At 52.2% G+C, this 25,690-nt stretch carries 21 protein-coding genes; 1 reads left to right on the forward strand and 20 read right to left on the reverse strand.

Annotated features, from left to right (window positions below; genetic code table 11):
- Nucleotides 1-11: 11 nt before the first annotated feature.
- From serC to HMPREF9469_RS09635, 12 genes are all read right to left on the reverse strand, one after another.
- Entirely contained in the window at nucleotides 12-1,103 is a 1,092-nt protein-coding gene (gene serC, locus HMPREF9469_RS09575) for a 3-phosphoserine/phosphohydroxythreonine transaminase (protein ID WP_007861360.1), read from the reverse strand.
- Nucleotides 1,104-1,317: 214 nt separating this feature from the next.
- Nucleotides 1,318-3,000 carry a biosynthetic-type acetolactate synthase large subunit gene (ilvB, locus tag HMPREF9469_RS09580; RefSeq protein ID WP_007861363.1) on the reverse strand — a complete coding sequence of 561 codons (1,683 nt, stop codon included), beginning with the start codon at nucleotides 2,998-3,000 and terminating at the stop codon, nucleotides 1,318-1,320.
- Between the two features lie 38 nt (nucleotides 3,001-3,038).
- The gene (ilvD, locus tag HMPREF9469_RS09585; protein ID WP_007861365.1) at nucleotides 3,039-4,703 is read right to left on the reverse strand and encodes a dihydroxy-acid dehydratase; all 1,665 of its coding nucleotides are present in this window, start codon (nucleotides 4,701-4,703) and stop codon (nucleotides 3,039-3,041) included.
- A 114-nt stretch (nucleotides 4,704-4,817) separates the two neighbouring features.
- Nucleotides 4,818-5,903: a 3-isopropylmalate dehydrogenase gene (gene leuB / locus HMPREF9469_RS09590; protein WP_007861366.1), complete on the reverse strand. Its 1,086-nt coding sequence runs from the start codon at nucleotides 5,901-5,903 to the stop codon at nucleotides 4,818-4,820.
- A 160-nt stretch (nucleotides 5,904-6,063) separates the two neighbouring features.
- Nucleotides 6,064-7,347, reverse strand: coding sequence for an HD domain-containing phosphohydrolase (locus HMPREF9469_RS09595; protein ID WP_007861368.1), 1,284 nt, complete (start codon nucleotides 7,345-7,347; stop codon nucleotides 6,064-6,066).
- Between the two features lie 258 nt (nucleotides 7,348-7,605).
- Complete coding sequence (locus tag HMPREF9469_RS09605; protein WP_007861369.1) at nucleotides 7,606-8,580, reverse strand: hypothetical protein; 975 nt, start codon at nucleotides 8,578-8,580, stop codon at nucleotides 7,606-7,608.
- Between the two features lie 138 nt (nucleotides 8,581-8,718).
- Entirely contained in the window at nucleotides 8,719-9,354 is a 636-nt protein-coding gene (locus tag HMPREF9469_RS09610) for a GNAT family N-acetyltransferase (RefSeq protein ID WP_007861370.1), read from the reverse strand.
- A gap of 38 nt (nucleotides 9,355-9,392) precedes the next feature.
- Nucleotides 9,393-11,423: a M28 family peptidase gene (locus HMPREF9469_RS09615; RefSeq protein WP_007861371.1), complete on the reverse strand. Its 2,031-nt coding sequence runs from the start codon at nucleotides 11,421-11,423 to the stop codon at nucleotides 9,393-9,395.
- 125 nt (nucleotides 11,424-11,548) lie between these two features.
- Nucleotides 11,549-11,920 (reverse strand): ACT domain-containing protein, encoded by a 372-nt coding sequence (locus HMPREF9469_RS09620; RefSeq protein ID WP_040415855.1) that lies wholly within the window; start codon nucleotides 11,918-11,920, stop codon nucleotides 11,549-11,551.
- Between the two features lie 52 nt (nucleotides 11,921-11,972).
- On the reverse strand, nucleotides 11,973-12,437 hold the full coding sequence (locus HMPREF9469_RS09625) for a GNAT family N-acetyltransferase (RefSeq protein ID WP_007861373.1): 465 nt from the start codon (nucleotides 12,435-12,437) through the stop codon (nucleotides 11,973-11,975).
- Nucleotides 12,438-12,439: 2 nt separating this feature from the next.
- On the reverse strand, nucleotides 12,440-12,913 hold the full coding sequence (locus HMPREF9469_RS09630) for a GyrI-like domain-containing protein (RefSeq protein WP_007861374.1): 474 nt from the start codon (nucleotides 12,911-12,913) through the stop codon (nucleotides 12,440-12,442).
- Between the two features lie 57 nt (nucleotides 12,914-12,970).
- Nucleotides 12,971-13,594, reverse strand: coding sequence for a helix-turn-helix domain-containing protein (locus HMPREF9469_RS09635; protein WP_007861381.1), 624 nt, complete (start codon nucleotides 13,592-13,594; stop codon nucleotides 12,971-12,973).
- Nucleotides 13,595-13,956: 362 nt separating this feature from the next.
- Here HMPREF9469_RS09635 and hcp point away from each other — a divergent pair, with 362 nt between their 5' ends.
- Nucleotides 13,957-15,594 (forward strand): hydroxylamine reductase, encoded by a 1,638-nt coding sequence (hcp, locus tag HMPREF9469_RS09645; RefSeq protein WP_007861382.1) that lies wholly within the window; start codon nucleotides 13,957-13,959, stop codon nucleotides 15,592-15,594.
- Between the two features lie 117 nt (nucleotides 15,595-15,711).
- Here hcp and HMPREF9469_RS09650 read toward each other — a convergent pair whose 3' ends face one another.
- The 8 genes from HMPREF9469_RS09650 to HMPREF9469_RS09685 form a co-directional block, all read right to left on the reverse strand.
- Nucleotides 15,712-16,917: an ROK family transcriptional regulator gene (locus HMPREF9469_RS09650; RefSeq protein WP_007861383.1), complete on the reverse strand. Its 1,206-nt coding sequence runs from the start codon at nucleotides 16,915-16,917 to the stop codon at nucleotides 15,712-15,714.
- 129 nt (nucleotides 16,918-17,046) lie between these two features.
- Nucleotides 17,047-18,384, reverse strand: a complete 1,338-nt coding sequence (locus HMPREF9469_RS09655) for a fucose isomerase (RefSeq protein ID WP_007861384.1) — start codon at nucleotides 18,382-18,384, stop codon at nucleotides 17,047-17,049.
- A gap of 53 nt (nucleotides 18,385-18,437) precedes the next feature.
- Entirely contained in the window at nucleotides 18,438-19,199 is a 762-nt protein-coding gene (locus HMPREF9469_RS09660) for a sulfite exporter TauE/SafE family protein (RefSeq protein ID WP_007861385.1), read from the reverse strand.
- A complete protein-coding gene (locus tag HMPREF9469_RS09665) occupies nucleotides 19,196-21,214 on the reverse strand; it encodes an alpha-glucosidase (protein WP_007861386.1) in 2,019 nt (672 codons plus the stop codon). The genes HMPREF9469_RS09660 and HMPREF9469_RS09665 overlap by 4 nt, the downstream gene beginning before the upstream one ends.
- 54 nt (nucleotides 21,215-21,268) lie before the next feature.
- Entirely contained in the window at nucleotides 21,269-23,047 is a 1,779-nt protein-coding gene (locus HMPREF9469_RS09670) for a solute:sodium symporter family transporter (RefSeq protein ID WP_007861388.1), read from the reverse strand.
- Between the two features lie 190 nt (nucleotides 23,048-23,237).
- A complete protein-coding gene (locus tag HMPREF9469_RS09675; RefSeq protein WP_207636592.1) occupies nucleotides 23,238-23,909 on the reverse strand; it encodes a DUF4867 family protein in 672 nt (223 codons plus the stop codon).
- Between the two features lie 11 nt (nucleotides 23,910-23,920).
- On the reverse strand, nucleotides 23,921-24,781 hold the full coding sequence (locus HMPREF9469_RS09680; RefSeq protein WP_007861391.1) for an NAD(P)-dependent oxidoreductase: 861 nt from the start codon (nucleotides 24,779-24,781) through the stop codon (nucleotides 23,921-23,923).
- Between the two features lie 13 nt (nucleotides 24,782-24,794).
- Nucleotides 24,795-25,481 carry a transaldolase family protein gene (locus tag HMPREF9469_RS09685; RefSeq protein WP_007861392.1) on the reverse strand — a complete coding sequence of 229 codons (687 nt, stop codon included), beginning with the start codon at nucleotides 25,479-25,481 and terminating at the stop codon, nucleotides 24,795-24,797.
- Between the last annotated feature and the right edge of the window lie 209 nt (nucleotides 25,482-25,690).

Genomic DNA, 25,690 nt, shown 5'->3' on the forward strand with positions numbered 1-25,690 from the left:
TCAGCGCTGCTTTAGAGCATGTCGCTGTGCTTTTCCTCAAAATCAGCCATAAATGCAACCAGCTTCTCAACGCCTTCCATGGGCATTGCATTATAGATGCTGGCCCGCATTCCGCCCACGGTCCTGTGTCCCTTCAGGTTCTCAAAGCCGGCAGCCTTGGATTCCTTTACAAACAGGGCGTCCAGTTCGTCATTCCCCGTGACAAAGGGCACATTCATAAGGGAGCGGTCCTTCTTTTCCACGGTCCCCTTAAACATCCTGCTCTGGTCCAGGAAATCATACAGGATCTCAGCCTTTTTCTCATTGTATTCCTTCATGGCTTCCAGACCGCCCTTGGCCTTCAGCCATTTAAACACCTTGCCGCACATATAGATGCCGTAGGTGGGCGGTGTATTGTACAGGGACTCAGCGTCCACATGGGTCTTGTAGCGGAGCATGGTAGGGGTTCCCTCAAGCACGTCCTCAGACACCAGGTCCTCCCTTACGATCACGATCACGGTTCCGGCAGGTCCCACATTCTTCTGGGCGCCGGCAAAAATAAGGCCGTACTTTGTCACATCCACGGGCTCGGACAGGAAGCAGGAGGACTGGTCCGCCACCAGGATCTTCCCCTTGGTATTGGGCAGGGTCCAGAACTTGGTCCCGTAAATGGTGTTGTTCTCACAGATGTAAACATAATCAGCATCCTCTGATACGTCCAGGTCGGAACAGTCCGGAATGTAGCTGAAGGTCTTGTCAGCGCTGGAGGCAATGGCGTTGGCCCTGCCGTATATGCCGCCCTCCTGGTATGCCTTCTTGGCCCACTGTCCGGTCACAATGTAATCCGCCACCTTGTTCTTCATCAGGTTCATGGGCACCATGGCAAACTGCTGGGATGCGCCCCCCTGAAGGAACAGCACTTTGTAATTGTCCGGAATATGTAAAAGATCCCGCAGGTCTGATTCAGCATCTTTAATGATGGCGTCATAGGCCTTAGATCGATGGCTCATCTCCATCACTGACATTCCTGTCCCCCTGTAATCCAGCATCTCTGCTGCGGCTTCCTTCAGGACGTCCTCCGGCAATACAGCCGGTCCTGCTGAGAAATTGTAAACTCTGCTCATCTTGTTCTCCTCCTTAAATGGTTGTGGCTACTGCACATTTCCTCTTTAATATATATACACAGATGACTTCCACCTATGCAGACCCTTTTAAGGATCCTCACAGAAGGAAGCCGTCTGACCGTATACATCATTGTACCTCTGTCCTCTACCCATGCACTTTATCAAGGTAATCTGATAACGTTTCCGAAGTATTAATGACTACTATACACTCTTTTTAATTAATTTTCAAGTCCGTATCGTCAAAAGCATCCGCAATGGGCGCACCCGGCGATACCATGGGGAACACCTTCTCATCGCAGCTGATCTGACAGTCAATGACAACAGGGACATTCAGGGAAATGGCCTCCCTGAGGGTGGGCTCCAGTTCTTCCTTCTGGGTCACCCTGTACGCCTTTGCTCCCATTGCCTCGGCAACCTTTATGAAATCCACCCCGTCATTAAGAATGGTCTGGGAGTAGCGCTTGCCGTAGAACAGGGTCTGCCACTGGCGGACCATGCCCAGCACATGGTTGTTTACGATCACTTCCACCACCGGAATGTTGTACCGGGTGGCTGTTGCGATCTCGTTCATATTCATGCGGAAACAGCCGTCACCCGCAATGTTGATGACCGTCTTGTCCCTGCACCCCATCTTGGCTCCGATGGCGGCGCCCAGGCCATATCCCATGGTCCCCAGGCCGCCGGAGGTGAGAAAGGTCCTTGGCTGGCGGTGGTTGTAATACTGGGCCGCCCACATCTGGTGCTGTCCCACCTCGGTGACGATCACGGCATCTCCCTGGGTCACCTCGTTGATGGTCTGCACAATAAAGGGACCGGTGAGCGTGTTCTTGTCATAGCGCAGGGGGTACATATCCTTCATGCGTTCAATATGGGCGATCCACTCGTCATGGTTAATGGGATCCAGCCTGGCGTTCAGCTTGCGCAGGATCACCTTCACATCGCCGATGACGCTGGCATCCACCTTAATATTCTTATTGATCTCAGCCGGGTCGATATCCAGCTGAAGGATCTTGGCATTCCTTGCAAACTTGGACGCATTGCCTGTCACCCTGTCGCTGAACCTGGCGCCCACCACGATCAGCAGGTCGGCCTCTGTTATGCCGAAATTAGAAGTCTTTGTTCCATGCATGCCCACCATGCCTGTATACAGTTCATCACACCCGTCAAACGCCCCCTTGCCCATGAGACTGTCCGCCACCGGGGCCTGGATCTTGTGTGCAAATGCTCTCAGCTCATCTGACGCATTGGACAGCACCGCGCCGCCGCCCACAAAGATAAAGGGCTTTCTGGACTTGCGGATCATCTCCACGGCCCGCTCCATGTCCTCCTCTCGGATGGTATCGCTCTGGCGCACAATCTCTTCGGGAACCTCCTTCTCATACTCGCAGGCGGCAGCGGTCACATCCTTTGTGATATCCACCAGCACCGGACCCGGGCGTCCTGTCTGGGCAATGGTGAATGCCCTGCGGATCACTGTGGCCAGTCTTTTAACGTCTTTTACAATAAAATTATATTTGGTAATGGGCATGGTAACACCGGTGATATCGATCTCCTGGAAGCTGTCCTTGCCCAGAAGGCTGTTGGTCACATTACAGGTAATCGCCACCATGGGAACCGAATCCATGTATGCCGTGGCAATGCCTGTTACCAGGTTGGTGGCGCCAGGGCCTGAGGTGGCCATGCAGACCCCCACCTTGCCGGTGGCCCTTGCGTAGCCGTCTGCCGCATGGGATGCGCCCTGCTCATGGGATGTAAGGATATGGGTAATTTCATCCTGATGCTGGTACAATGCGTCATATATATTCAGGATCGCGCCACCGGGAAATCCAAACACGGTGTCCACTCCCTGTTCCTTTAAACACTCAACTACAATCTCTGCCCCCGTCAATTTGCTCATATTTACCGCACTCCTTTTCTCTTAATATATACCGGCCTCTACTTCACCTGCAGAACAGCCCCTTTGTCAGCGGATGTCACAAGGGAAGCGTACCTTGCCAGGTATCCTGTGGTAACCTGCGGGGTCCTTGGCTGCCATTTTGCCTTTCTTGCAGCCATCTCCTCCGGGTCAACCAGCACATTCAGCTGGTGATTGTCAATGTCAATGGAAATAATGTCCCCTTCTTCCACAAGCGCAATGGGGCCGCCCACAGCTGCCTCCGGTGCCGCATGGCCAATGGATGCGCCCCTGGATGCGCCGGAAAAACGTCCGTCCGTGATCAGTGCAACGCTTGAACCCAGTCCCATACCGGCGATAGCCGAGGTGGGATTGAGCATCTCTCTCATGCCCGGTCCTCCCTTTGGTCCTTCATAGCGGATCACAACCACATCCCCTGCCACGATCCTGCCGCCCTTAATGGCATCAATGGCATCCTCCTCGCAGTCAAATACCCTTGCAGGCCCTTCGTGCTTCAGCATCTCAGGAGCCACGGCGGAGCGCTTGACCACAGCGGAATTAGGAGCCAGATTTCCCTTTAAGATGGCAATGCCGCCCGTCTCGCTGTACGGATGTTCCACAGGGCGGATAACATCGGGATTCCTGTTCTCGCAGTCCTTGATGTTCTCTCCCACGGTCTTGCCCGTCACGGTCATGCAGTCCAGGTTCAGAAGACCCTTTTTGCTGATCTCGTTCATGACAGCGTAAATTCCGCCCGCTTCGTTCAGGTCTTCGATATAAGTAGGTCCGGCCGGCGCCAGATGGCACAGGTTCGGTGTCCTTGCGCTGATCTCATTGGCAATATCCACGTTCAGCTCCACGCCTGCCTCGTGGGCAATGGCCGGAAGGTGGAGCATGCTGTTGGTGGAGCAGCCCAGGGCCATATCCATGGTCAGCGCGTTCATAAACGCGTCCTTGGTCATGATATCCCTGGGTCGTATATTCTGCCTGTACATTTCCATGACCTGCATGCCTGCATGCTTGGCCAGCTTGATGCGCTCAGAATACACGGCCGGAATGGTGCCGTTTCCCTTAAGGCCCATTCCCAGGACCTCAGTCAGGCAGTTCATGCTGTTGGCAGTGTACATGCCGGAGCAGGAACCGCAGGTAGGACATGCCTTGTTCTCGTACTCCTTTACATCCTCCTCGGACATGGTGCCGGCCGCATAGGAGCCAACCGCCTCAAACATACTGGAAAGGCTGGTCTTATGGCCCTTCACATGTCCGGCCAGCATGGGTCCGCCGCTGACAAACACGGTGGGCACATTGATCCTGGCAGCGGCCATGAGAAGTCCCGGAACATTCTTGTCACAGTTGGGCACCATAACCAGGGCGTCAAACTGATGGGCCAGGGCCATGCACTCCGTGGAGTCCGCGATCAGGTCCCTGGTCACCAGGGAATACTTCATGCCGATATGCCCCATGGCAATGCCATCGCACACGGCAATGGCCGGAAATACCACCGGAGTACCGCCCGCCATGGCCACTCCCAGTTTTACCGCCTCCACGATCTTATCCAGGTTCATATGGCCCGGAACGATCTCATTATAAGAGCTGACAATACCCACCATGGGCTTTTTCATCTCTTCTTCCGTCATACCAAGGGCATTAAACAGGGACCTGTGGGGCGCCTGCTGCATTCCTGTCTTAACTGCATCACTTTTCATGTTGTATCCCCTTTCACTTATCTGAATTTACCTATCTAAGGTTTGAAACCGTCAATTTCCGCTGTTTCGGCCCGCTGATGCGATCCGCCTATCGGGTCTGCTGATGCGATCCGCCTATCTGATTCTTGCCGCGATCAGGTCCCCCATGGCAGCGGTTCCCACCTGGCTGCATCCCTCCGACATGATATCCCCTGTCCTGTAACCCTCTGTGAGCACGGACTGTACTGCTGACTCTATGGCATCCGCCTCATGGTCCAGGTCAAAGGAATAGCGCAGAAGCATGGCAGCGGACAAAATGGTGGCAAGGGGATTGGCAATATCCTTGCCCGCAATGTCCGGGGCAGAACCGTGGCTCGGCTCATAAAGGCCGAACTTGCTTTCATTCATGCTGGCGCTGGACAGCATTCCGATGGAACCGGTGATCATGCTGGCCTCATCGGAAAGGATGTCCCCAAACATGTTCTCCGTAAGGATCACGTCAAACTGGCCCGGGTTCATGACCAGCTGCATGGCACAGTTGTCAACCAGCATATGGGAGAGCTGTACCTCAGGATAATCCTCTGCCACTTCCTCCACCACCTTGCGCCATAACCTGGAGGAATCCAGCACATTGGCCTTATCCACGCTGGTCACTTTTTTTCTCCGCTTCATGGCAATATCAAAGGCCTTGACCGCGATACGCCGGATCTCCTTTTCATTGTATGTAAGGGTGTCTGTGGCTGTCATACAGCCGTCCACCTCTTTGGTCCACCTGTCTCCGAAATAAAGGCCGCCTGTGAGTTCCCTCATGATGACCATATCAAAGCCGTCCCCGATGATCTCCTTTTTCAGAGGGCAGGCGCCTGCCAGTTCCTTATAAAGATAAGCCGGGCGGATATTGGCAAACAGGCCCAGTCCCTTGCGGATCGCCAGAAGTCCTGCCTCGGGTCTGAGGTTCGGAGCCACGTCATACCATCTGGAGTTGCCCACATCCCCGCCTACTGCTCCCAGCAGGACCGCATCGCTGTTCCTGGCTGTCTCCAGCGCCTCATCTGTCAGCGGAACGCCGTGGGCGTCAATGGAGCATCCTCCCATAAGGATCTCCGTATAGTCAAAGGTGTGTCCGTAAACCATGCCCACCTGATCCATTACCTTTTTAGCTTCTCTTACGATCTCCGGTCCGATCCCATCCCCTGGAATCACAGTGACATTATAATTCATGATACATATCTCCCCTGTCTTCTATTCTTTGTAGTTATAGCTATCCGTAATAATATAATTTCCTTCCATCATATATCATTTAAAGCCGTATTTCAACCTTTCAGGATTATTTTCCACCTTGGCAAATATACAAGTTTGGAATTATTGACATAATCAAAAGTTATAGGGCTTTCATATACTCCCTCATTTCATGGGATAATTTCTTATACTGTTCCTGCATTTCCTGGTATTTTTCCAGGATCGGCCTTGTCCTGTTGCGCACTGAATCCATAATGGCATCATAATTCTCCACCATCACGGCAGCCACCCCCGGGTCAACCAGCCCCTTTTCAGCCATTTCAGAAACAATGGCGCTGGTTTTTTCCTTGGAGTACGCGTCCTTGTAGCTTCTGGTGCCTGTGAGGGCGCTTACAATGTCCGCTACCGCCACGATTCTCTGGGGCAGGTTTAACTGCCCTTCCTTAAGTCCCAAGGGGTACCCGGAGCCGTCCAGCTTTTCATGGTGGCGCAGGGCAATATCCCTCACCGCGTCAGAGACGCAGTCCTGAAGGATATACTCTGTCATTTTCACATGACCGCGCATCACATTCATGGCCTGTGGGCTTAAACGCCCGGGAAACTCCAATATTTCCACCGGGATCCCTATCTTCCCCAGATCGTGGAGCATAGCCCCAAAGATCACGTCATTGATGGTATCCGCCCGTTCGCAAAGGCGCAGGGCCAGCTCCGAACTGATGATGGTGGTGGTGATGGTGTGGGTCACGGTGTGGGTGCTTCTGAAATCAATGGCATAGACCAGCATCCGGAGAATGGACTGCTTTTCTCTGGAGGAAAAGGGAACCTCCTCCATGATCTGAATGTATTCATGTTCCAAAAAGAGCGAACTGCTGCCGGGCGCCACAAAATCCATGCCCTCAAACAGGTCGAGCACCTCCCCGCAGAAGTTTTGGTCCCTCTGGGTCCCAAGGTACTGTTTCAGCCAATCCACATCCCCGGCTGAATGTTCAAAATAAATATCGATCCTGTCCGCCAGGTGGAGAAGCTGGGATGCCTTTTTAATATGGTCCGGCACATGGTCCATCCGCCTCAGGACATTCCAGGGGGTGTGATGGTAGAGCACGATTCCGGACAGTTCCTTCAGCAATGAGAAATAATAAAAGAACAGATAGCCGTAAATGGAATGGTTCCAGACATTCTCTGTCTCGAATTCCACCATTTTGTCTATCTCCTCTGTCTTGTAAGCCCCGATGTCATGGAGCACGGCCAGGGTCAGCATGTCCCTCATCTTCCTTCCGTCATAGCCGCCGTCCGCTTTCATCAGCTGGTACATGATGGACGCCACCCGTTGTCCGTGGCCCATCAGTCTGGCATCCACCAGATCAAAGGCCCTCTTTGCCACACTTATGATCCCCCTGTTGCTCATTGGAAGCATATAATCATACATAAACGTTCTCCATTTTCCGGCTGTGATAACATCCCAGCCCGGCCTTTAACCACTGCGGTTCGGCCGCCTTCCTGTATTCTGACATAAAATTCCTTTTTAATCAACCGGAAATGGGTCCGGACCGCAAAACATGGATTAAAAAATGCCGTACCAGGCAGTTTCATCCGCCTGTACAGCATTTTCTGAGCCCTGACATCACAGGGCAGTCTTTATTTTAGCGCCTGACGCCACTGGTCAGTTTTTATCATTAACTTCACACTACTGGGCAATCTTTGCTCCGTCCTCACCGACCCAGTAATTGTCCGCCGTCATACAGTTGGTCAGCATGTCGCCGTTCTCAGAGCAGTAATACTCCTTGCCTTCCCACTGGATCCATCCGGTCTGCATATACCCCTGGGCGTCAAAGAAATACCACTTATCCCCAATCTGCTTCCAGCTGTTTGCCGGATAGGTCCCATCGCCGTTGTCATACCACCATCTTCCGTTCTCCGCGGACTGTACCCACGCACCGCTTCCGCCCGTAGGGTTATCCCTGAACTCAGCCGCCTGATCGCTGCTGATGTAGACGCTTGCGGAGTCCACCCAGTTTCCCTTCTCCCCACCGTCAAACCGGCTGACCGCACGGACCTTCACCGTATAGGAGGTATCCCCCTTTGTCATGCGGTCGCGGCAGTTGCTGGTGTTGGTGTTCACAACAATGGCGGATCCCACTGCCTTGTCGTCCCTGTAAACTCTTACCTCATAGCTTCCGGCCGCGCTGATGGGATCCCATGTGGCGATACCATTGTCGGAAAGCTTCAGGTTCTCCACGTCACGGATGGAGGTGGAGAGTGAGGGAAGCTCTACATCCATCAACAGGGTGGAACTGGAATCTTCCCTGCTGGCCTTCAGGAACTGGGCTCCTCCCTTCAATGTGACCTTATCCTTGGGAAGGGACTGGAAATAGTAATCATCATCCGCTGTCAGGGTGATCCTGATCTTGGGCACCGAGTCATCCCGCCATTCAAAGTCATCGTTCAGTATGTCATAACCATCCACGGAAAACCTGCTGTTGCTGGTCTCGATCTCTATCTCTTCCTCACCAAATCCCGTGCCCGGCACAATGTTGGCCTTTATACTCAGTGTGATGGATTTAATGGGCTTACGGCTGGCAGCATATGACGGTATGACCATGGCCGCGGCAAGAACTCCTGCCAGCAGTGCCGGCACCACTTTTTTCTTTATAATACGCATTATATACCTCCTTCTTTCTGTAGTGTACTCTCGGGGACTCCTAGAGTCCACCGTACCCTGTCATATCCTTACTTTATCTGCATTTTCATGTCATGTCAATATAGATTTCCTTAAGATTCCCCTGATGCCTGCCGCGGCTCACCGGACTTCCCGGATAAGGCAGTACTGCTTTAGGGAAAAATGCTTCTGCACCACGCCAAACACCTTGAACCCAAAATGCTCATACAGAGGCACATTGTGCGGATTATGGGTTTCCAGGGAGATCATCAGCTTATGGCTGTCGGCATAACGGATCATCTCGTCCATGAGCATGGCCGCCAGACCATGGTGCTGCATGGTGGGCCTTACGGCCAGGTAAATGATATGGAGACGGTTTTCCTGGTGCAGCTGCGCGGTCCACCTGGAATTCAGGTAATCCTTTCCCAGCACAAAATTCCAAAGGGTCTTAAGGCTTGGATCTTCCCTGATCAGGTATTCATCCGTCTTCAGGGAGGCCCAGGCCTCGGCCAGATAGTATGTAAGGGGATTGTATGGCTCCGACTCATCTGATACCACCACCAGCGCATTCATCTCAGGGCTGTCGGAATAGATCTCACATGTCTCAAAAAACTCAGTCAGGTCGCATTCAAACAGTTCCGGCATCAGCCGTTCCCTGGTCTCCTGATCCGGTATCAGCTTACAGTACAAAGGGTCATTGGAAAAGCACTGCGTCAGCAGCTCCTCCAATTTTGGAAGATCCTCTTTTCTAACCCGGTATAGCCTCTGGCTTTCCATAATGCATTCAAACCTCTTTTCCTCTGAATTTATTTCCTCTAAATGCGTTTCCTCTTATTAATATCCCGGATCATTTCCGCACATGATCCCAGCATCTGTGTCAGCCTGCCCGCAGACAAGGTCATGTATTTGATATCATCCTTATAGCACAGCACCTGATTGTCCAGGACCTGTTCCAGCACAGCGCGCTCCCGCTCCACATCAGCCTCCGGGTCTCCAAGCTTCTCCTTTAACCCCCGGACCAGTTCAAACAGGTTCTCGTGATGGACGATCCTGCCCGTTCCCCATTTCAGCCGGTCAGGGGGCTGGTCCAGCACATATTCGGTAAAATACCGGAATACCTCCTCATCAAACAGGAATGCATAGCGGTTGTTGTCAATGTCATATACAGCCTCCAGGGCTCCCCTCACATTTCCGTGATCCAGGCACTCCAGGGCCCGGTATACGGATTTCAGGTTGTTTTCCACGGACTGCTGGGGAAACAGCACATCATCATGCCAGCTCAGGCGCACAAAACAGTCCTGTTCCCTGCGAAACGCATCAAGCAGGCGTTTGTTCAGCTCCCTCCATGCACCTACAGGCCACTCCTGCTCATTCAGCTCCATGATCTTTCGGTACAGCTCTCCAGCCACCCCGGCCCCCTGCTTCAGCGCCTCAAGGAGGGGCCCCGCATCCGTGCCTGTCCTGGCGCATATGGTTTGGTCCACGCTGTCCCTAACTGCCCAAAACAGCCGTTTAAAGTCAAGGGGCACCACCGCGGTCATATCCAGGGCCAGCACCAGGCTGCCGTAAAGTTCATGGTGAAACCGGTACACGGGTTCCTGGTAAAAATTCTCATTATCATACTGTGAATGGTAATGGGTCTCCATAAATTCCCCTGCGCTGAAGTCATTGACCATGGAGGGGATCCCCCCAATTGCCATGGAAAAATCATCGGACCATGTCTGGATGGGACAAAGGACTTCCACTCCTTCCGGGTAGGCGCTCCGGTCCACCTCTATCCCTTGAAGAAAATTTTCCATGAAATCCCCGTATTCATAGGTGCAGCGCACCCCGTCCTTTGCTCCGTGGGCATGGGCTGGCAGCTCAAAATTCAGGTTGGCCGTCACCTGCCCCTGCCACTGGGGACGGGCGGTAAACACCTGCTCATAGGCGCCCGTGGACCAGTCGTACTTGGAGTTTGACACGCCCCACTCCTCCGCTGCCATGGCGCAGAATACCAGGGTCTTCCTGGGCTTGTACCCAATCTGCTTCAAGCTCCGGGCAATTCCCAGCATCATGGCCACCGCCGCATTGTCATCCTGAAATCCGCTGAAATAGGAATCATAGTGGGCGGTGAGCAGTATCTTTTCGTCCGGCTCTGTCCCGGGTATGCATCCCAGGATATTATAATCCTCCTGGTCCAGCTTTACCGTTGATCTGGCATCAAAGAGCACCTTTGCCTCCCGGTCCTCCATGGATCCTTTTATGATATCGGCATCAGCCCGGGATATGGAAAATGCGGCAGCCTCCCTGGGTCCGGCAATATCCTGGGCATTCAGGGCCGTATCATGTATCTCCCCATATCCCTGCTCCTGAACCGCGATCAGGGCCGCGGCCCCCTTCAGATAAGCCTGATACACGGGAAAATTGATCCACCACTCCTCCCTCTGGTTAATGTCGATCAGCACCAGCTTACCTTTTACATCCACGCCTTCATAGGACCGGGCCGTTCCCTTTTCCAGATAAATGATGGTAAATTCCTGAAATCCCTCGGTGCAAAACTGGGTCTGGTAAGCCCCCAGCTGAAATCGGTGCTCCCGGCCGTTCCTGTCCGTAAAGCGCATCACAGCACGTTCAAATTCCCAGCTGTCCACCTGGATCTTATCCCTGCAGACACCGGAGAGCCCCAGGGCTTCCATCTCCCTGTACAGCATTTCCCCCGTCTCCCGCTCCGCACCGGAACCCGCCGTGCGGTATCCCAGCACGGGGTTGGTCTTGTATTCTTCCATCCTTCTGGCCAATCCATAGGAATACCCCGTATCCACAGCCTGTTTTAACGCCTGTTCCCATTCCTCCAGCTTGTTCATGATCATCACCTCGATACCTGAAGGGCGCAGAAAATATGTGCTATTTTCTGCGCCCCTCCAAATCCAATTCCTGTTTTAGTTTACGCCTGCAAACAGGATTGGTCAAGTGTTTTGTCATCTTCTTTTTATGAGTCTTTTATCACATATCCCCTGGCGCCAAGAGCCTTGAGCGCCCTGTCAAAATCAGCCTCCCTGGTCAGGACATAATCCGTATTATAGGTGGACACCACAAAGATGCCGATCTTCTCCTCCGCCAGAATGGAGGATATCTTTGCCAGGATCCCGATCAATGAAAAATCCAGCACGCCCTGGATCCTGAACGCCCTCCAGCCGTCCTCTCTGGAAACGGCATTGCCCGGCACGCGGCAGGTCCTGCACACAAGGGACAGTTCCTCATCTGTTTTGCCGATAAAATAATACTCCTCCGTCAGATCCGCCTGTGTAAGGTCACTGAGCCTGCACACGGAAAAATCTTCCCGGATCACCTTAAGTTCCAACATACTGCTGCTCCTTTCGCAGACATTTCCTATTCCCACTGATTCCAGTCTTTCAAAAAGGAAGTGCCATCTCGTCATTCATTTTTACAAATCCATATTTCTCATACAGGGGCCTGCCCATCTCCGTTGCTTCCAGGGAAATGAACCCAATCCCAGCCTGCCTTGCCTCTTTCACTAAAAGATCCAGCATATGGAGCGCGATTCCCTTTCTGCGGTATTCCGGATGGGTGTACATGTTCATGATATAAGCCTTCCACCCAGTAGGATTATGATACGTGGGCATGACCCGGTAAAAGCTCACGCCGCCCGCCCCCACAAACCGGTCTTTGTCAAATACCAGATAGGCGCAATGGGTCCTATCCCCAAGGGACTTTGCGTAGTATTCATAAGATTCCCTGCGCACCCAGGACATATCCACATCATCATCCAGCCGGTTGGCCGCCCTTAACACCTGGATCCTGGTATCTGCCAGCAGATCCAGGTCCTCTTTGCCAGCCCTTTGATACAACAGTCCCATCCTTACTCCTTCTCCTTTTTTCTCACTGCAAACATAATATCAATGGAGGGATGGCTGTCCTTACTCTTTTGGGTGTGGTATTCGTACTCCAGGTTCAATGCTTCATAAGGACTTCCCGGCAGCCATTTGGTATAAAAATACCGCTTAGCTTCCCCGATGGCCATTCCCCACCATCTGCCGAATCTGGGGCTTACGGTGATCCGGGCATAAGGCCCCTGGGGCAGGATGAGACGTTCCAGGTTTTCATGCTCCAGCGTGCTTCCCACCAGCAATTCAAACTCCCTGCTCTGTTTGTCGTAATTCCTTGACAGGACAAAATAGGGAAGGATTTCTCCGTCCCGGCGTCCCACTGCCTCATGATATTCCTTTGACATAAAATCTATATCACTGGAAACCGTCTTGTCATTTGACCCTTTCCACAGACCATAAAGGGTCATCTCCTCCAGTTCCATGATATCAACTGATAATCTTCCCATGCAATCCTTATCCTCATTTCTCAATCCTTACCCTCAGCGGACAAGGGTATGGATCCATTATAACTGATTATCCCGCTGATTCCTAGCCCCAGAATGTGTCCGGTCATTCACCCACAGCCCATGGCGGCTGCATCCAAAATAGAGTTTCCCTCCCCTTATTCTTGGAATGCGCACCTCGCCGCCCTGTTCCGGATACAGCTTTACAAACAGCATTCTGTCATATGTCACATGGCAGATAAAATTCAGATAATGCTCCTTTGTCATTTCATGGGAAAATGTAATGTAAGATTCATCTTCCACTGTTTCCACTTTCAGAAAATGCTGCCCGTCCTCAGGCTTTGCACTCAGCGCCGGCAGTTTGCGCCCGCAGCATGAAATTTCCCCCTCGCCTGTGGAAGTCATCACAGCATTGCAGCTGGGGCAGACATAAAACTTTACTTTTTTCATATTTCCTCCGTCTGTTGTGTTGGGCTCTAAATCGCCCAGCAGTATCTGTTCAATATTTACATTCAGAATCCCTGACAGCTGGTTTAACAGGGATACATCCGGGCACCCCAGTCCCCTCTCCCATTTTGAGATCGTCTTGTCACTGATGTTCATGGCATCAGCCAGCTGCTTCTGAGTCCATTTCTTTTCTTTCCTCAGACCCGCAATCAGCCCCCCTACCTTGGCGCAATCCATCATGCCCACCTCCGTTTACTATAATATTGGCAACAGTTCAGGAAAGCGGAAAAATGGGGCAAAAGCGGGTGATAAACTTGCTTATAAGTCCGTTTTTGCATCCATTTCCACATCGGATGTCCTGAACCGTTGCATATGTTGGAACATTTATTTCCAAACCCTCTATGGAACAATTCCCAAGCCCTCTATAGAATACCCCCATACGCGCCGGATTACAATCAACGCTCCGTAGAGTCAGCGCTGGACAACCGAAAAATATTTTTGCATTGTGTTGTTTCAACAACATACATGTTGTTTTGATTATATTATACTAAAGCCAACACAATAAAAACCTTGGGAAATCAAAAGGAGGATCCATCATTATGGAAAATAAAATGTTCTGTTACCAATGTCAGGAAACCGCAGGATGCACCGGATGTACCCGGGTGGGGGTCTGCGGCAAGAAGCCGGATGTGGCCGCCATGCAGGATTTGCTGGTCTATGTGACCAAGGGCCTGTCCGCTGTCACCACCGCGCTGAGAAAGGAAGGCGCTGAGGTCCGTCCTGAGATCAACCACCTGATCACATTAAACCTGTTTACCACCATTACCAATGCCAATTTTGACAAAGAGGCCATTGTCAGCCGTATCCGCGCAACCCTGGATACCAAGAAGGAACTGCTTTTACTGGTAAAAGACATGGATCAGCTTCCCGATGCAGCCCTCTGGTCAGGGGACGATTCTGCATTTGAGCCAAAGGCAGCCACGGTGGGCGTGCTCTCCACGGAAAATGAAGACATCCGCTCTCTGCGGGAACTCATCACCTACGGGCTTAAGGGACTGTCCGCCTACTCCAAACACGCCAATGTCCTTTTAGAGGAGGATGTCCAGGTGGATGCGTTCCTGCAGCGCGCCCTGGCCTCAACGCTGGATGACACCCTTACCGCTGATGACTTGGTAGCCCTGACTCTGGAGACCGGCCGGTACGGCGTGTCCGGCATGGCCCTGCTGGACAAGGCAAATACACAGGCCTTTGGAAATCCTGAGATCACCAAAGTCAATATCGGTGTGGGAACACGCCCCGGAATCCTGGTTTCCGGCCATGACCTGCGGGACCTGGAAATGCTTCTTGAGCAGACACAGGGAACCGGCGTGGATGTATATACCCATTCGGAAATGCTGCCCGCCCACTACTATCCGGCTTTTAAGAAATATCCCAACTTTGTGGGCAACTATGGCAATGCCTGGTGGAAACAGAAGGAGGAATTTGAGTCCTTTAACGGCCCCATCCTTATGACCACCAACTGCATCGTCCCCCCAAAGGACAGCTATAAGGACCGCCTTTACACCACCGGTGCGGCCGGATTCCCGGGCTGCAGGCACATTCCCGGCTCCATTGGGGAGGAAAAGGACTTTTCTGAGATCATCCGGCACGCAAAGCAGTGCGCGGCTCCCGCAGAGATTGAGACAGGCGAGATCATCGGCGGCTTTGCCCATAACCAGGTGCTGGCCCTGGCCGACCAGGTTGTGGCAGCTGTAAAATCAGGCGCCATTAAAAAATTCGTGGTCATGGCAGGATGTGACGGCCGGGCAGGAAGCCGCAGCTATTACACAGACTTTGCAAAGGCCCTGCCAAAGGACACGGTTATCCTCACCGCAGGCTGCGCCAAGTATAAATACAACAAACTGGATCTGGGCGACATTGGGGGAATCCCCCGCGTGCTGGACGCCGGACAGTGCAACGACTCCTATTCCCTGGCAGTGATCGCCCTTAAATTAAAGGAAGTATTCGGCCTGGAGGATATCAACGACCTGCCCATTATCTATAACATTGCATGGTATGAGCAAAAAGCTGTCATCGTACTCCTTGCCCTGTTATACCTGGGAGTTAAGAACATCCATTTAGGCCCCACACTGCCTGCTTTCTTAAGCCCCAATGTGGCTAAGGTGCTGGTGGATAACTTCGGCATCTCAGGCATCGGCACCGTGGATGAGGATATGAAGCTGTTCTTTGGGGAATAAATTCCTTATGCCCCACAAACTGATCCATCCATAAAAAAAGGGCGCTGCACTCTGGTATCATATCACCGAGGCACGCCCTTTTTGTTCTGTTCTCAAATCCGGTTATCCACACTTCTCTCAAGTCCCAAGAAATAATTCGTTTACCGCAACCGCCAGGGGCCCGATATAACCGATGCGGCCACTGAGCTCCGACTTAAGGATATAATCCCCGTCATACATGGGATCGTAATACGTACAGTAATCCAGAAACCGTTTCTGGATGTGGTCCATCTCAAACATAAATCCGTAGATGATCACCTTGTCCGGGGCCAGCAGTGTAATGGTGTTCACCACGGTCCTGGCCAGGCGCTCCACAATATCATCGATGATCCTCTGAAGCCCCGGATCTTTGATCCCGATCCACTGTTCCATGTTTTTCACTTCGATCCGCTCCACATCACCGCCCGCAAACTCATAGAGCATGGGCATGGATTCCCTGGTGCAGGCGCGTCTCACCCTGTCTGCAATGGCATGGGTGGCCACGTGTGTCTCCAGGCAGCCATGCCTGCCGCAGCGGCAGGGAAGCCCTCCCGGCTCCACAATGTAATGGCCGATCTCAGCTGTCTTGGAATTCTGGCTGTCGTATATCTTGTTCTGTATGATAATGGCCGATCCAACCCCCGGCCCCCATTTGATGAAGAGAAGGTTTTCCTGCTTTTTGCCAGTGCCGTAGATCAGCTCCCCTTCCGCAAATGCCTTTACGTTATTATCCACCACCACCGGAAGATCCAGGTACAGTTTCATATACTCACCCACCGGCACGGCTTCATTCCATATGCGGTATGCGTGAAGGCTCACCCCCGTATCCCGCTTAACAGGCCCGGGCAGGGAAATGCCGGCACCCAGAACCGATTCCTTGGAAATCCCCTGTTCCCACATCAGCGACTTGCTCTCATCCGCAACCTCTTTTAAAAACACCCGGGGCTCCAGGGAACTGCCGGTCCTGATCTTTTTGCCGGCGCACAGCCTTCCCTTCAGATCACTGATGGAAATACAGGTCTCCGGCGCTTCGATACTGACGGACAGCACGTATTTATACTGGTAATTGATATCAATGGAGACTTTCTTTCTTCCGGCCCGCTTCTCCTCTTCCATCTCTCCCTTTTCCACAAGGATTCCGGCAGTGAGCAGCTGGGTACAGATCAGGGTGACCGTGGCCGGGGTCAGACCCAGTTCCAGCGCAATATCCTTTCTGGACATGGCCCCCCGGTCATTGAGGAGTTTCAATATGGCACTGCGGTTACTCACTTTTACATTTTCCAGGTTAATCCCCGTGTAGCCCATATCTTCTCCCTCCATTTCACAAAATTTGTAATTCATATCTCATACCAGTATAGGCGCAATTACTTTTAAAATCAAGAAAAACCTTTTGGTCAGGCAAACACGGCCAGGGATACGCCCTGGAGGCTGATGCTAATAAACGCATACCTCCATGCCCAGCATATGGGCCAGCATGGCAAGTTCCTCTGCCACATTTCCATAGATCACCACAAAGTGGGGCTCCCATCCGGATTTTACGCTCTTTGCAATGATATCCCTGGCATCATGGTCTGTCTTTACCACCACGGAGGTGCCGCAGAACTGTTTGGGGCGGTCCAGGGCCTGGCCGGATGCGATAAAGAACCGGAAGGTGCCGTCCGCCTTGCGTCCTACCCGGAAGACGGTCACCTGGTCACACGCCCGGCATCCAAAGTCCATGACAGGACCGATCTTGCGGTTTGGATGTACTCCCACCCGTGCCCCCGTATCGGTTCTTGCCAGGGTGCAGGCAGCCATTCCGCAGTGCCAGAAGGTGATGGTCCCCTCCGTCTCGTCCATGGACACAGGATCTCCGAAAAAGGTTGCCTTATCAGTCATCTGCGTCCCAATATACATGGACAGTGCGCCGTACACATCGGATTCGCAGCTGGCAGCGATCCCCAGCGCATTGAGCATGGCCAGCACCGAACATACAGGTGTCCCGAAGGAGGTAAAAAAGTCGGGCCAGCACCTGGATGACAAGGCTCCTATGTGGTTATCCGCCACATAGTCCTTGTAGGCTTTGTAGAGTCTGGCAAAATCCCTGACATTGTTCTCCGGCGTCTGGTCCAGCCCCACCATCATGGATCTTGCCTCCTCCAGGCAGGAGGCGCACTCCTCGTCCGTGTAGGATCTGGCCTTGTCGATCAGTTCCCTGGCCTCTATGGAATCCAAGGTCACGCCAAATGCCTGCATCAGCTCCGCATCCAGCGCCCTTCCGAATCCAAAGCCCTGGGGCGTGTGGCCGATGGAGGCCATTTTCAGGCAGCGCAGCTGGTGCTTGATCTTTGCGGCAGTCACGGCAGCCTTCACAGAAGCGGCCACGGCATCTTCCTCCGGCGACCCGAACACGTACTCAAACTCACCATCGCGGAATGCACAGAGGGCATTGCCTGCTGAGAACGCTCCCGTCAGGGAATTAAGCCTTAACCGGCCACCATCGATCACAGGCTCCCTCAGGGTCCATAACAGGACCGGACAGCCAAAACGCTTTAGCACCTCGCTGGCATAGGCGGCATTGGCAAAGGTAATGTTCTGGAGAATGATCAGACCAGGGTTAATGGTATCCAAAAACGAGCACAGGTCATCCATGGACAGAAGCATTTTATCCGGGTACACGCCGTCCTCTGTGATGGAGGAGATCATCCTGATGGATTTGTCAAATTCGATCCGGGCGCTTTCCAGGTGAAAGGTGGGAACGCCGATGGGTATGTATGCAACTTGGTATTTCATAATCTATATCTCCTTTTATAATCAATGATAAACCTTCCGCCATTTACATTTTCCTACTTAACCAGCAGGGAAATGCCTGAAATGAACAAAAGAACATATGTAATCATCATGAACAGCCGCTGGCTCATCTTGGCGAACAGCCTGCTTCCGATCACCATCCCGGCCAGCAGGAACGGTACGGATATAACCTGTATCTTCATCAGCTCCGGATTCCAGAGTCCGGACCGGATATCATCCAGCAGAATGATGGTGTTGAGAACCACCCATACCGTGGAAATAGTGGCCCGGAAGCTGACCTTGTCCCTGATCCGTTTGGTCAGGTAGCCGATCAGAAGCGGACCGCCCGACACAAAGATGCCGTGGACAATGCCTGCCGGGACAAGGAGGAGGTACAGGGCCGGGGAAGTATTCCCTCCGCCCCCTAACGTATTCCCATCTCCTTGGCCGCTCTCCTCTTTCTCCTTCTGAACCTTCCAGATCCCCTGTACGGACAGCACGATCACAAAGAACCCCAGCAGCTGGTAAAGCACCTGTTCCTTTTCCGCAAAAAAGCCTTTGAGAAAAATGCCTCCCACAATGCCAACTGCCATCACTGCAACGATCTTTTTAAACTCGGCCCAGTTCACCTGTTTTCTGTGGCCTGCGTACACGTAGATCCCGGACAGCAGGCCCAGCACGTTGAGCACGGGTTTGGCTGTGTCATATCCCACCAGCATCAGGCTGGGAGGCATTGCAAGGATGGTCCCTGCAAAGCCTGTAATCCCCTGGATGATGTTGGATAGCAGTATGACAAGAAGAAATCCAGCATATCTCATCTTTTACAGCGCTCCCCATACCTGTTTCGGATCTCCCCAAACAGCGGTGCATACTCCGAGGATTTTAAGTAAAATGCAGGGGTATATCCCAGTGGTGCATCCACTTTTACTTCTCCGCCCTCATACATTTGCCCGGTCCACAGATGAATCCACTCACCCTCGGGCAGATATACATCCCATGTATCCTTTCCTTCCAGGTAAACGGGCGCAACCAGAAGATCTGGGCCCAAGAGGTACTCATACTGGATCCGGTATGCTCTTTCATCCTCCTCGTAGTGGAGGAACAGAGGACGCTGAACCGGAATGCCTGTTTCGGCATTTTCCTTTACCAGGGTTTTCATATAGGGTGCCAGCATGGTATAGATATCCACCAGACGCGCCAGCTGTTCCATGCAGTCCTCGTCCTCATAGTACTGGAAGTTGGAATCCGGCCGGTTCCCCTCATGGGTGCGCATCACAGGGGTGAACATGGCCATCTCGGACCACCGGAGGAACAGTTCCTTTGTCCTTGTGTTGTCAAACAGGGAGGTGTATCCTCCGATATCGCTGTGGTTCAGGCCGCAGCCCGTCATGCCGGAGCTTAGGGCCGCGCAGATCACGGTAGCCAGTCCGTCATGGATGGAAAAATCCACGGACTGGTCGCCGGCCCACAAAAGGGTGCAGTACTTCTGGCTTCCGGTTCCTCCTGCTCGCATAAAGTACACGGCCTCGCCCAGCTTGCCGCTCTCCTTTACCGCGTCATAGTTGCATTTTGCCCAGAGGGCCGGCCAGCGGTTGTGTTCAATCATGGGGGATTTGCCGCTGTAAAGCCGGATGTCATCCGTGGGCAGATATTCTCCGAAATCAGCCATCCAGCCGTCCATGCCGATGTCCAGACTGTGCTTTTTGATGACTTCATTCTTATACCACTCATAGGCGTCCGGGTTGGTCAGGTCCACCACGCCGCAGTAAAATTCTCCGAAATCCACCAGATAGTCGCTTCCGTCCCCTTTTGTGGCAAAGTAGCCTTTTGCCTTTCCCTCTTGGTACAATTCTCCGTCATTTACAAGATAGGGATTGATGTAGCCCATGAAGCGGATGCCCCGGCCGTGCAGCTCCTCTATGTGTTTGGGCAGGTCGGAGTACATCTCCTTATGGTACTGCCAATCCCACTGGAGGCGTTTTCCAAAGGAGGTAACTCGTTTGCCGCACCAGTCCTGGCACCATAGGGCAGACACCTTGATCCCTTTATCCAGGGTCTTTTCAAGCAATCCAAAGGAGCGCTCGTTTCCGCCCTGGACCCCAATGACCAGACCGTTGTACACCCACTCCGGAAGCTCCGGCTGGCGGCCCAAGAATGCGGTCAGCTTTTCCAGAAGCTCCACAAAGGTGGGAGCCGCCTCGATGCGTATGGATGCCGGAACCTCCCAAATCTGCAGCTCATGAAATGCCTTGTTCCTGAAATCAAAATCAGCATAGGCCGTGGAATCCACATGGAGATAATAATGCTTTGTGGATACAAAGGTAGGTTCCGGATAATTGGTATTGTAGTAATCGCCCCCGGCCTTGTTCTCCACATCGGAGCGCCATGTCACGTAGGTGGTCTTATCCCTTCCTACTCCCGGTTCCGAGGTCCACAGAGGAAAATGCCGTCCCCGCAGGTTAAAATAGGACATCTGCTCTCCGCAGCCATAGCAGCATTCCGACTCGTCTGCATCCACGCGAAACCAGAACCGGTTGATGCGCGGATCTGCCCGTTCAAAGGAGAGAGTGGCGCATTCCCCTTCCACCTTCACGTTCATCTGAAGCCGGCCCTCCATATCAAGGCAAATGCCCTCCGGGCCTTCTGTTATCTTTGTCACGCTCAAAGGACACCGCTCCACCACATAGTCCCCGATCTTATAGTTGCCTCTGTACATGTCCACGGACTCTTCCCCGTATCCCACATAGATTGCGGGCTTCCCTATTTTGCAGTCTAATATGGTGTGTCCGCCTGATTTTAATTGCCAGTCCATTTCATTGCGAATAAACTCCATGTGAAACCTCCCAAATGTGATTATTGTTGATGGCATGTTTGGAAAATGCTTTGGTTACATCTCAGCGTTCACTGCCCGGCATGTGCCTGCCTGCACCCGTTTTTTTTTCTCTGACAGGTACAAGATCACGGTCTCAGCCACAAGTACCAGGGTCACTCCGCCGATCAGACCCATGTTGCGGTCCGGCGTTGCAAGACCTGCGGGCGAGAACAGGAAATACTCATATACCAGGAAGGAGACAAGCCAGAATGCCACTGCATTTTTATGTACCCACGGAGTCATGTCGTAGCTTAAGTTCTTCTGAGTGCTGTTGTCAAATACCTTGTCGTTTGGACTGATCCTGGCACATACAAAAATGATAGCCAGCATTATGACAAAGGAGATCGCATAAATGTGCATGTAGTTGATGCCCAGAATGGTATTGGTGATGGGCAGGTCAATGTACTTGAACCAGAACTTGTAGCCCGAATAGAAGAACACATGCCATACGGATGCTGCCACGGCTCCCAGGGAGGAACCTTTTTTGCTGAACATACCGATCAGCACCAGGGTGATAATGGGGATATTGTAAAATCCGGTAAAGCTCCGTCCAAAGTCATACAGTCCGGTGCTCAATACCTGCAGGAAGGGGGTGAAGCAGATTGCAAATGCCGCAAATCCCCATCCGATGTTCTTTGCATATTTAACGGTCTGCTCATCTGACAGATCGGGGTTGAAAATTGGTTTGTAGATATCCACCATAAACACGGTGGAAGCCGCATTCAGAAATGAGTTATAGGTGGAGATAACGGAGCCGAACAGGGCCGCGCAGAACAATCCCACCACCGGCCATGGAAGGGATCTGGCAACCAGGGTCGGATAAGCAAAATCCTTGCTCTCAAGCCCGGTTCCCACCAAAGCTGCCGCGATGACGCCCGGAAGCACCAGGAGCAGGGGAACCATCATTTTCAGGAAACCGGAGATCAGAACGCCTTTCTGTCCTTCTTTTAAGTTCTTAGCCCCAAGAGCTCTCTGGATCAGCACCTGGTTGGTGCCCCAGTAGAACAGGTTGGCTAACACCATGCCGGTGAAGATACATGCAAAGGGGACAGGATCGTTTTTGCCGCCAATGGCATTTAACTGCTCATAATTATTATCCAACACATAGCTGACTCCTGAGAAAAATCCGCCGTCCCCTTTGGCATTTCCCACTGCAATAAAACCAAATACCACCACCAGCACGGAACCTACGACCAGCAGCACTCCGTTGATGGTGTCGGAGACAGCCACTGCCTTGAGGCCGCCCAGAACAGCGTACAGGGCGCCGATAATGCCCACCAGAACGATCAGGATGGTAAGGGCTGTTTGTGAGCTGATCCCAAAGATATTGGACAGGTCAAAAATCTGGTTAAAGCCAATGGCGCCTGCGTACAGACACACGGGAATACCGATTAAGAGGTAGCCCACCAGGAAAAACATGGATACCATACGGCGCACAAAGATGCCGTATCGCTCTTCCATAAACTCCGGAAGGGTGGTATAGCCTTTCCTCAGATACAGAGGAAGAAATACAAACGCCATAACAATGGTCGCAATCGCGGCCGTTGCCTCCCACGCCATACCCGACATGTTGGCCGCATAGGATTGTCCTGAAAGGCCCACCAGGTTCTCGGCCGAAAGGTTGGTCAGCAGCATGGAGCCTGCGATGAAGGTGCCTCCCAGTCCGCTGCCTGCCAGGAAATATCCCTTGGCGGTTTTCTGGTCATCCCCGCCCTTTACGATCTTTGCTGATATCACGCCCACTGCGGCGGTAAAAAGAATAAACGTCACTAATGTAAACATCAAATGTTCCATAAATTATTCCCCCGTTTTTAATTTTGTACAATTTACCTGTATACTCAGTCGGGCCGTTGTGATACCATGTATATGCGTCAGAGGTACACATGCCTCAACCGTATGCCGCCCGGGTCCAGCCCCATCTGCCAGGATACAAGCTGTACCGGGCGGTATTTTTTATTTTTTATGGATCGTCCGCCATAATATTTTATGCCTTGTATTTCAGTTCTTTATTCTCTCCCAGAAGTCCGGGGTATGCTCCCTGCCGGATCAGCGGTTCGCGCTCCGGATGGGCAATCACCCATTTGTTGCGCTGCAAAAGGAGTTTTCCCTCCTGGTCAGCCGGTTCCGGTCTGCGCTTAAACGGCGTGTTGGTTCCTCTTGGAAGAATTACGATATCCTTAAATCCCTCATCACTGGTCCTGCAGGGCGAGAGGTGGAGCGTGGTCTGGTACATCTCAACAGCTGTTCCCTTTTCCACAAAGAACACGGCCGCGTCCTCCACCTTGTATGTATTGTCCTTTATCTCCCATGTATGTCCCAGCACCAGCATAAAATCCGTCACCGCCACGTTGATCTCGCTGCCCTTGTGGTATTCAAATCCATTGTAGGTGGTATTCCTTCCATTACAATATCCCACCTGGATCTCCATACCGCCGTAACAGCCGTCTTTCACAAGCACCGCGGCCGGTTCCGCCTCCAGCTCCGGGACACAAGCCAGGTAAATATTCCCATTCTCCGGTATGGGAGTATGCTGCTCCATATAGGAGATCATGTCTGAAAAGTCATATCCCTCCACCACACGGCCGTATGTCATAAATTCCCTGTCATGAACAGAGTAAACCGTGACATCATTCACCTTGTTCAGTTGTTCCAGTATGGTATCCCTTGTCATGATTCCCCCCTCACCACCTTTATCGTAGCACAAAAATCTTCTTTTCCATATCCCTGTTCCAGCGCCTTTTCATAAACCCGGCCGGCCGCTTCCTCGCCCTTCATATCCAGGCCGCATTCCGCTGCCAGTTTTAAACAGATATTCACGTCCTTGGCCATGTTTTCCACAGAAAAGGCCGTGGTATAATCCTCCTCCTCAATGGGGCCTTTCTTGGAATCCAGATAGAAATTCTGGCCTCCTCCATAGGAGACCGCTTCCGCATAATCCATGACGGAAATACCGTTTCTGGCTGCCAGGGCCAGTGTCTCATTGACGCCGTTCTGGATCTGTGACACCAGAGCGTTGTGGCAGATCTTCATCACCAGGCCCTTGCCGTTCTCACCCATGCGCTTGACATGTTCCCCCATGTACAGAAGAATGGGGCGCATTTTCTCACATGTCTCCTCATCTCCGCCCATGTAGATGCCCAGCTTGCCGGCGATAGCCGCAGGCTTTGACTTTACAACCGGCGCATCCATGAATCCGGCCCCTGTTTTCTTTACCATCTCCGCGATCTCCACGGAAACGCCGGGATCAATGGTACTCATGTCAATACAGGTCTTGGTGGAGTCCAGAACATCCAGGATTCCGGCGTACACTGCCCTGGAATGTTCCGACTTTGGGACCATGGAAATGATCACATCCGAATTCTTTGCCAGTTCCACGGAATCCTTGCAGGCCACCGCGCCCTTTGCAGCCAGTTGCTCCACCTTTCCCTTTACAAAATCGAATACATACACCGTATCATCATGTTTTTTTACAATATTCTCGCTCATGGATTCACCCATGATGCCAAGCCCGATAAATCCGATCTTCACAGCAGGTCCTCCTTTACTCTGTAATGGTGTTGTCCCATGCATTGATAAATGTCCCGATTCCCTGGTTTGTAAATGCATGCTTCATGGTATCCTGATACACGGCCAATCCGGTGGTCACGATGTCGGCTCCGGCCACCGCGCAGTCCACGATCTGCTTCGGTGTGCGGATAGCTGCGCAGATGATCTGGGTCTTTCCATAAAAGCCGTAGTTCTTATAAATGTCCACAATGTTCTGTATGTATGCCTTACAGTCCTCTCCGTTGGCTTCCTTCCATCCGATAAACGGGGAGACGAACAGGGAGTTGTTCTTTGCCGGAAGGATGGCCTGGGCCGGTGAGAATACCAGTGTCACATTGGTGCGGATTCCCTCTGCCTCCAGCTTCCTGGCCGCTGACACGCCCGCCTCGGTTGCCGGGATCTTGATTACGAAGTTGGAACTGATGGCCGCGATCTTCCTGGCCTCAGTGACCATCACCTCCGCCTCATCCAGATGTGGGTTGATCTCAACAGACACAGGAAAACGCTCATATCCGTCCAGACTCTCGGATTTGATCCAATCCGCTATTCCCTGGATGGCTGTGAGGAACGGCTTGCCGCTTAACATAATGTGTCTCGGGTTGGTGGTCACACCATCAATGCCGAATGTGTTGTACGCATACTGGATCTCATCAAGCTTTGCACTGTCTAAAAAATACTTCATAATCTTACATCCTCCTTATATTTCCTTCTTGTTTGATTTGTTAATTTGATTAATCAATTCTTGTGAAAGAAAGCCGAACAGATAAGCGCTGTATTATTGCCTTTATTCCATCAGCTTGTATCCAAATAATATAGTAAATCTTACCAGATGTCAATGGACTTCTTCCGATATTTTTGATTTCGTCATATTGTTTAATTCATTTAATTAAT

Origin of the sequence: [Clostridium] citroniae WAL-17108 (assembly GCF_000233455.1) — a bacterium.
Taxonomy (GTDB): Bacteria; Bacillota; Clostridia; order Lachnospirales; family Lachnospiraceae; genus Enterocloster; species Enterocloster citroniae.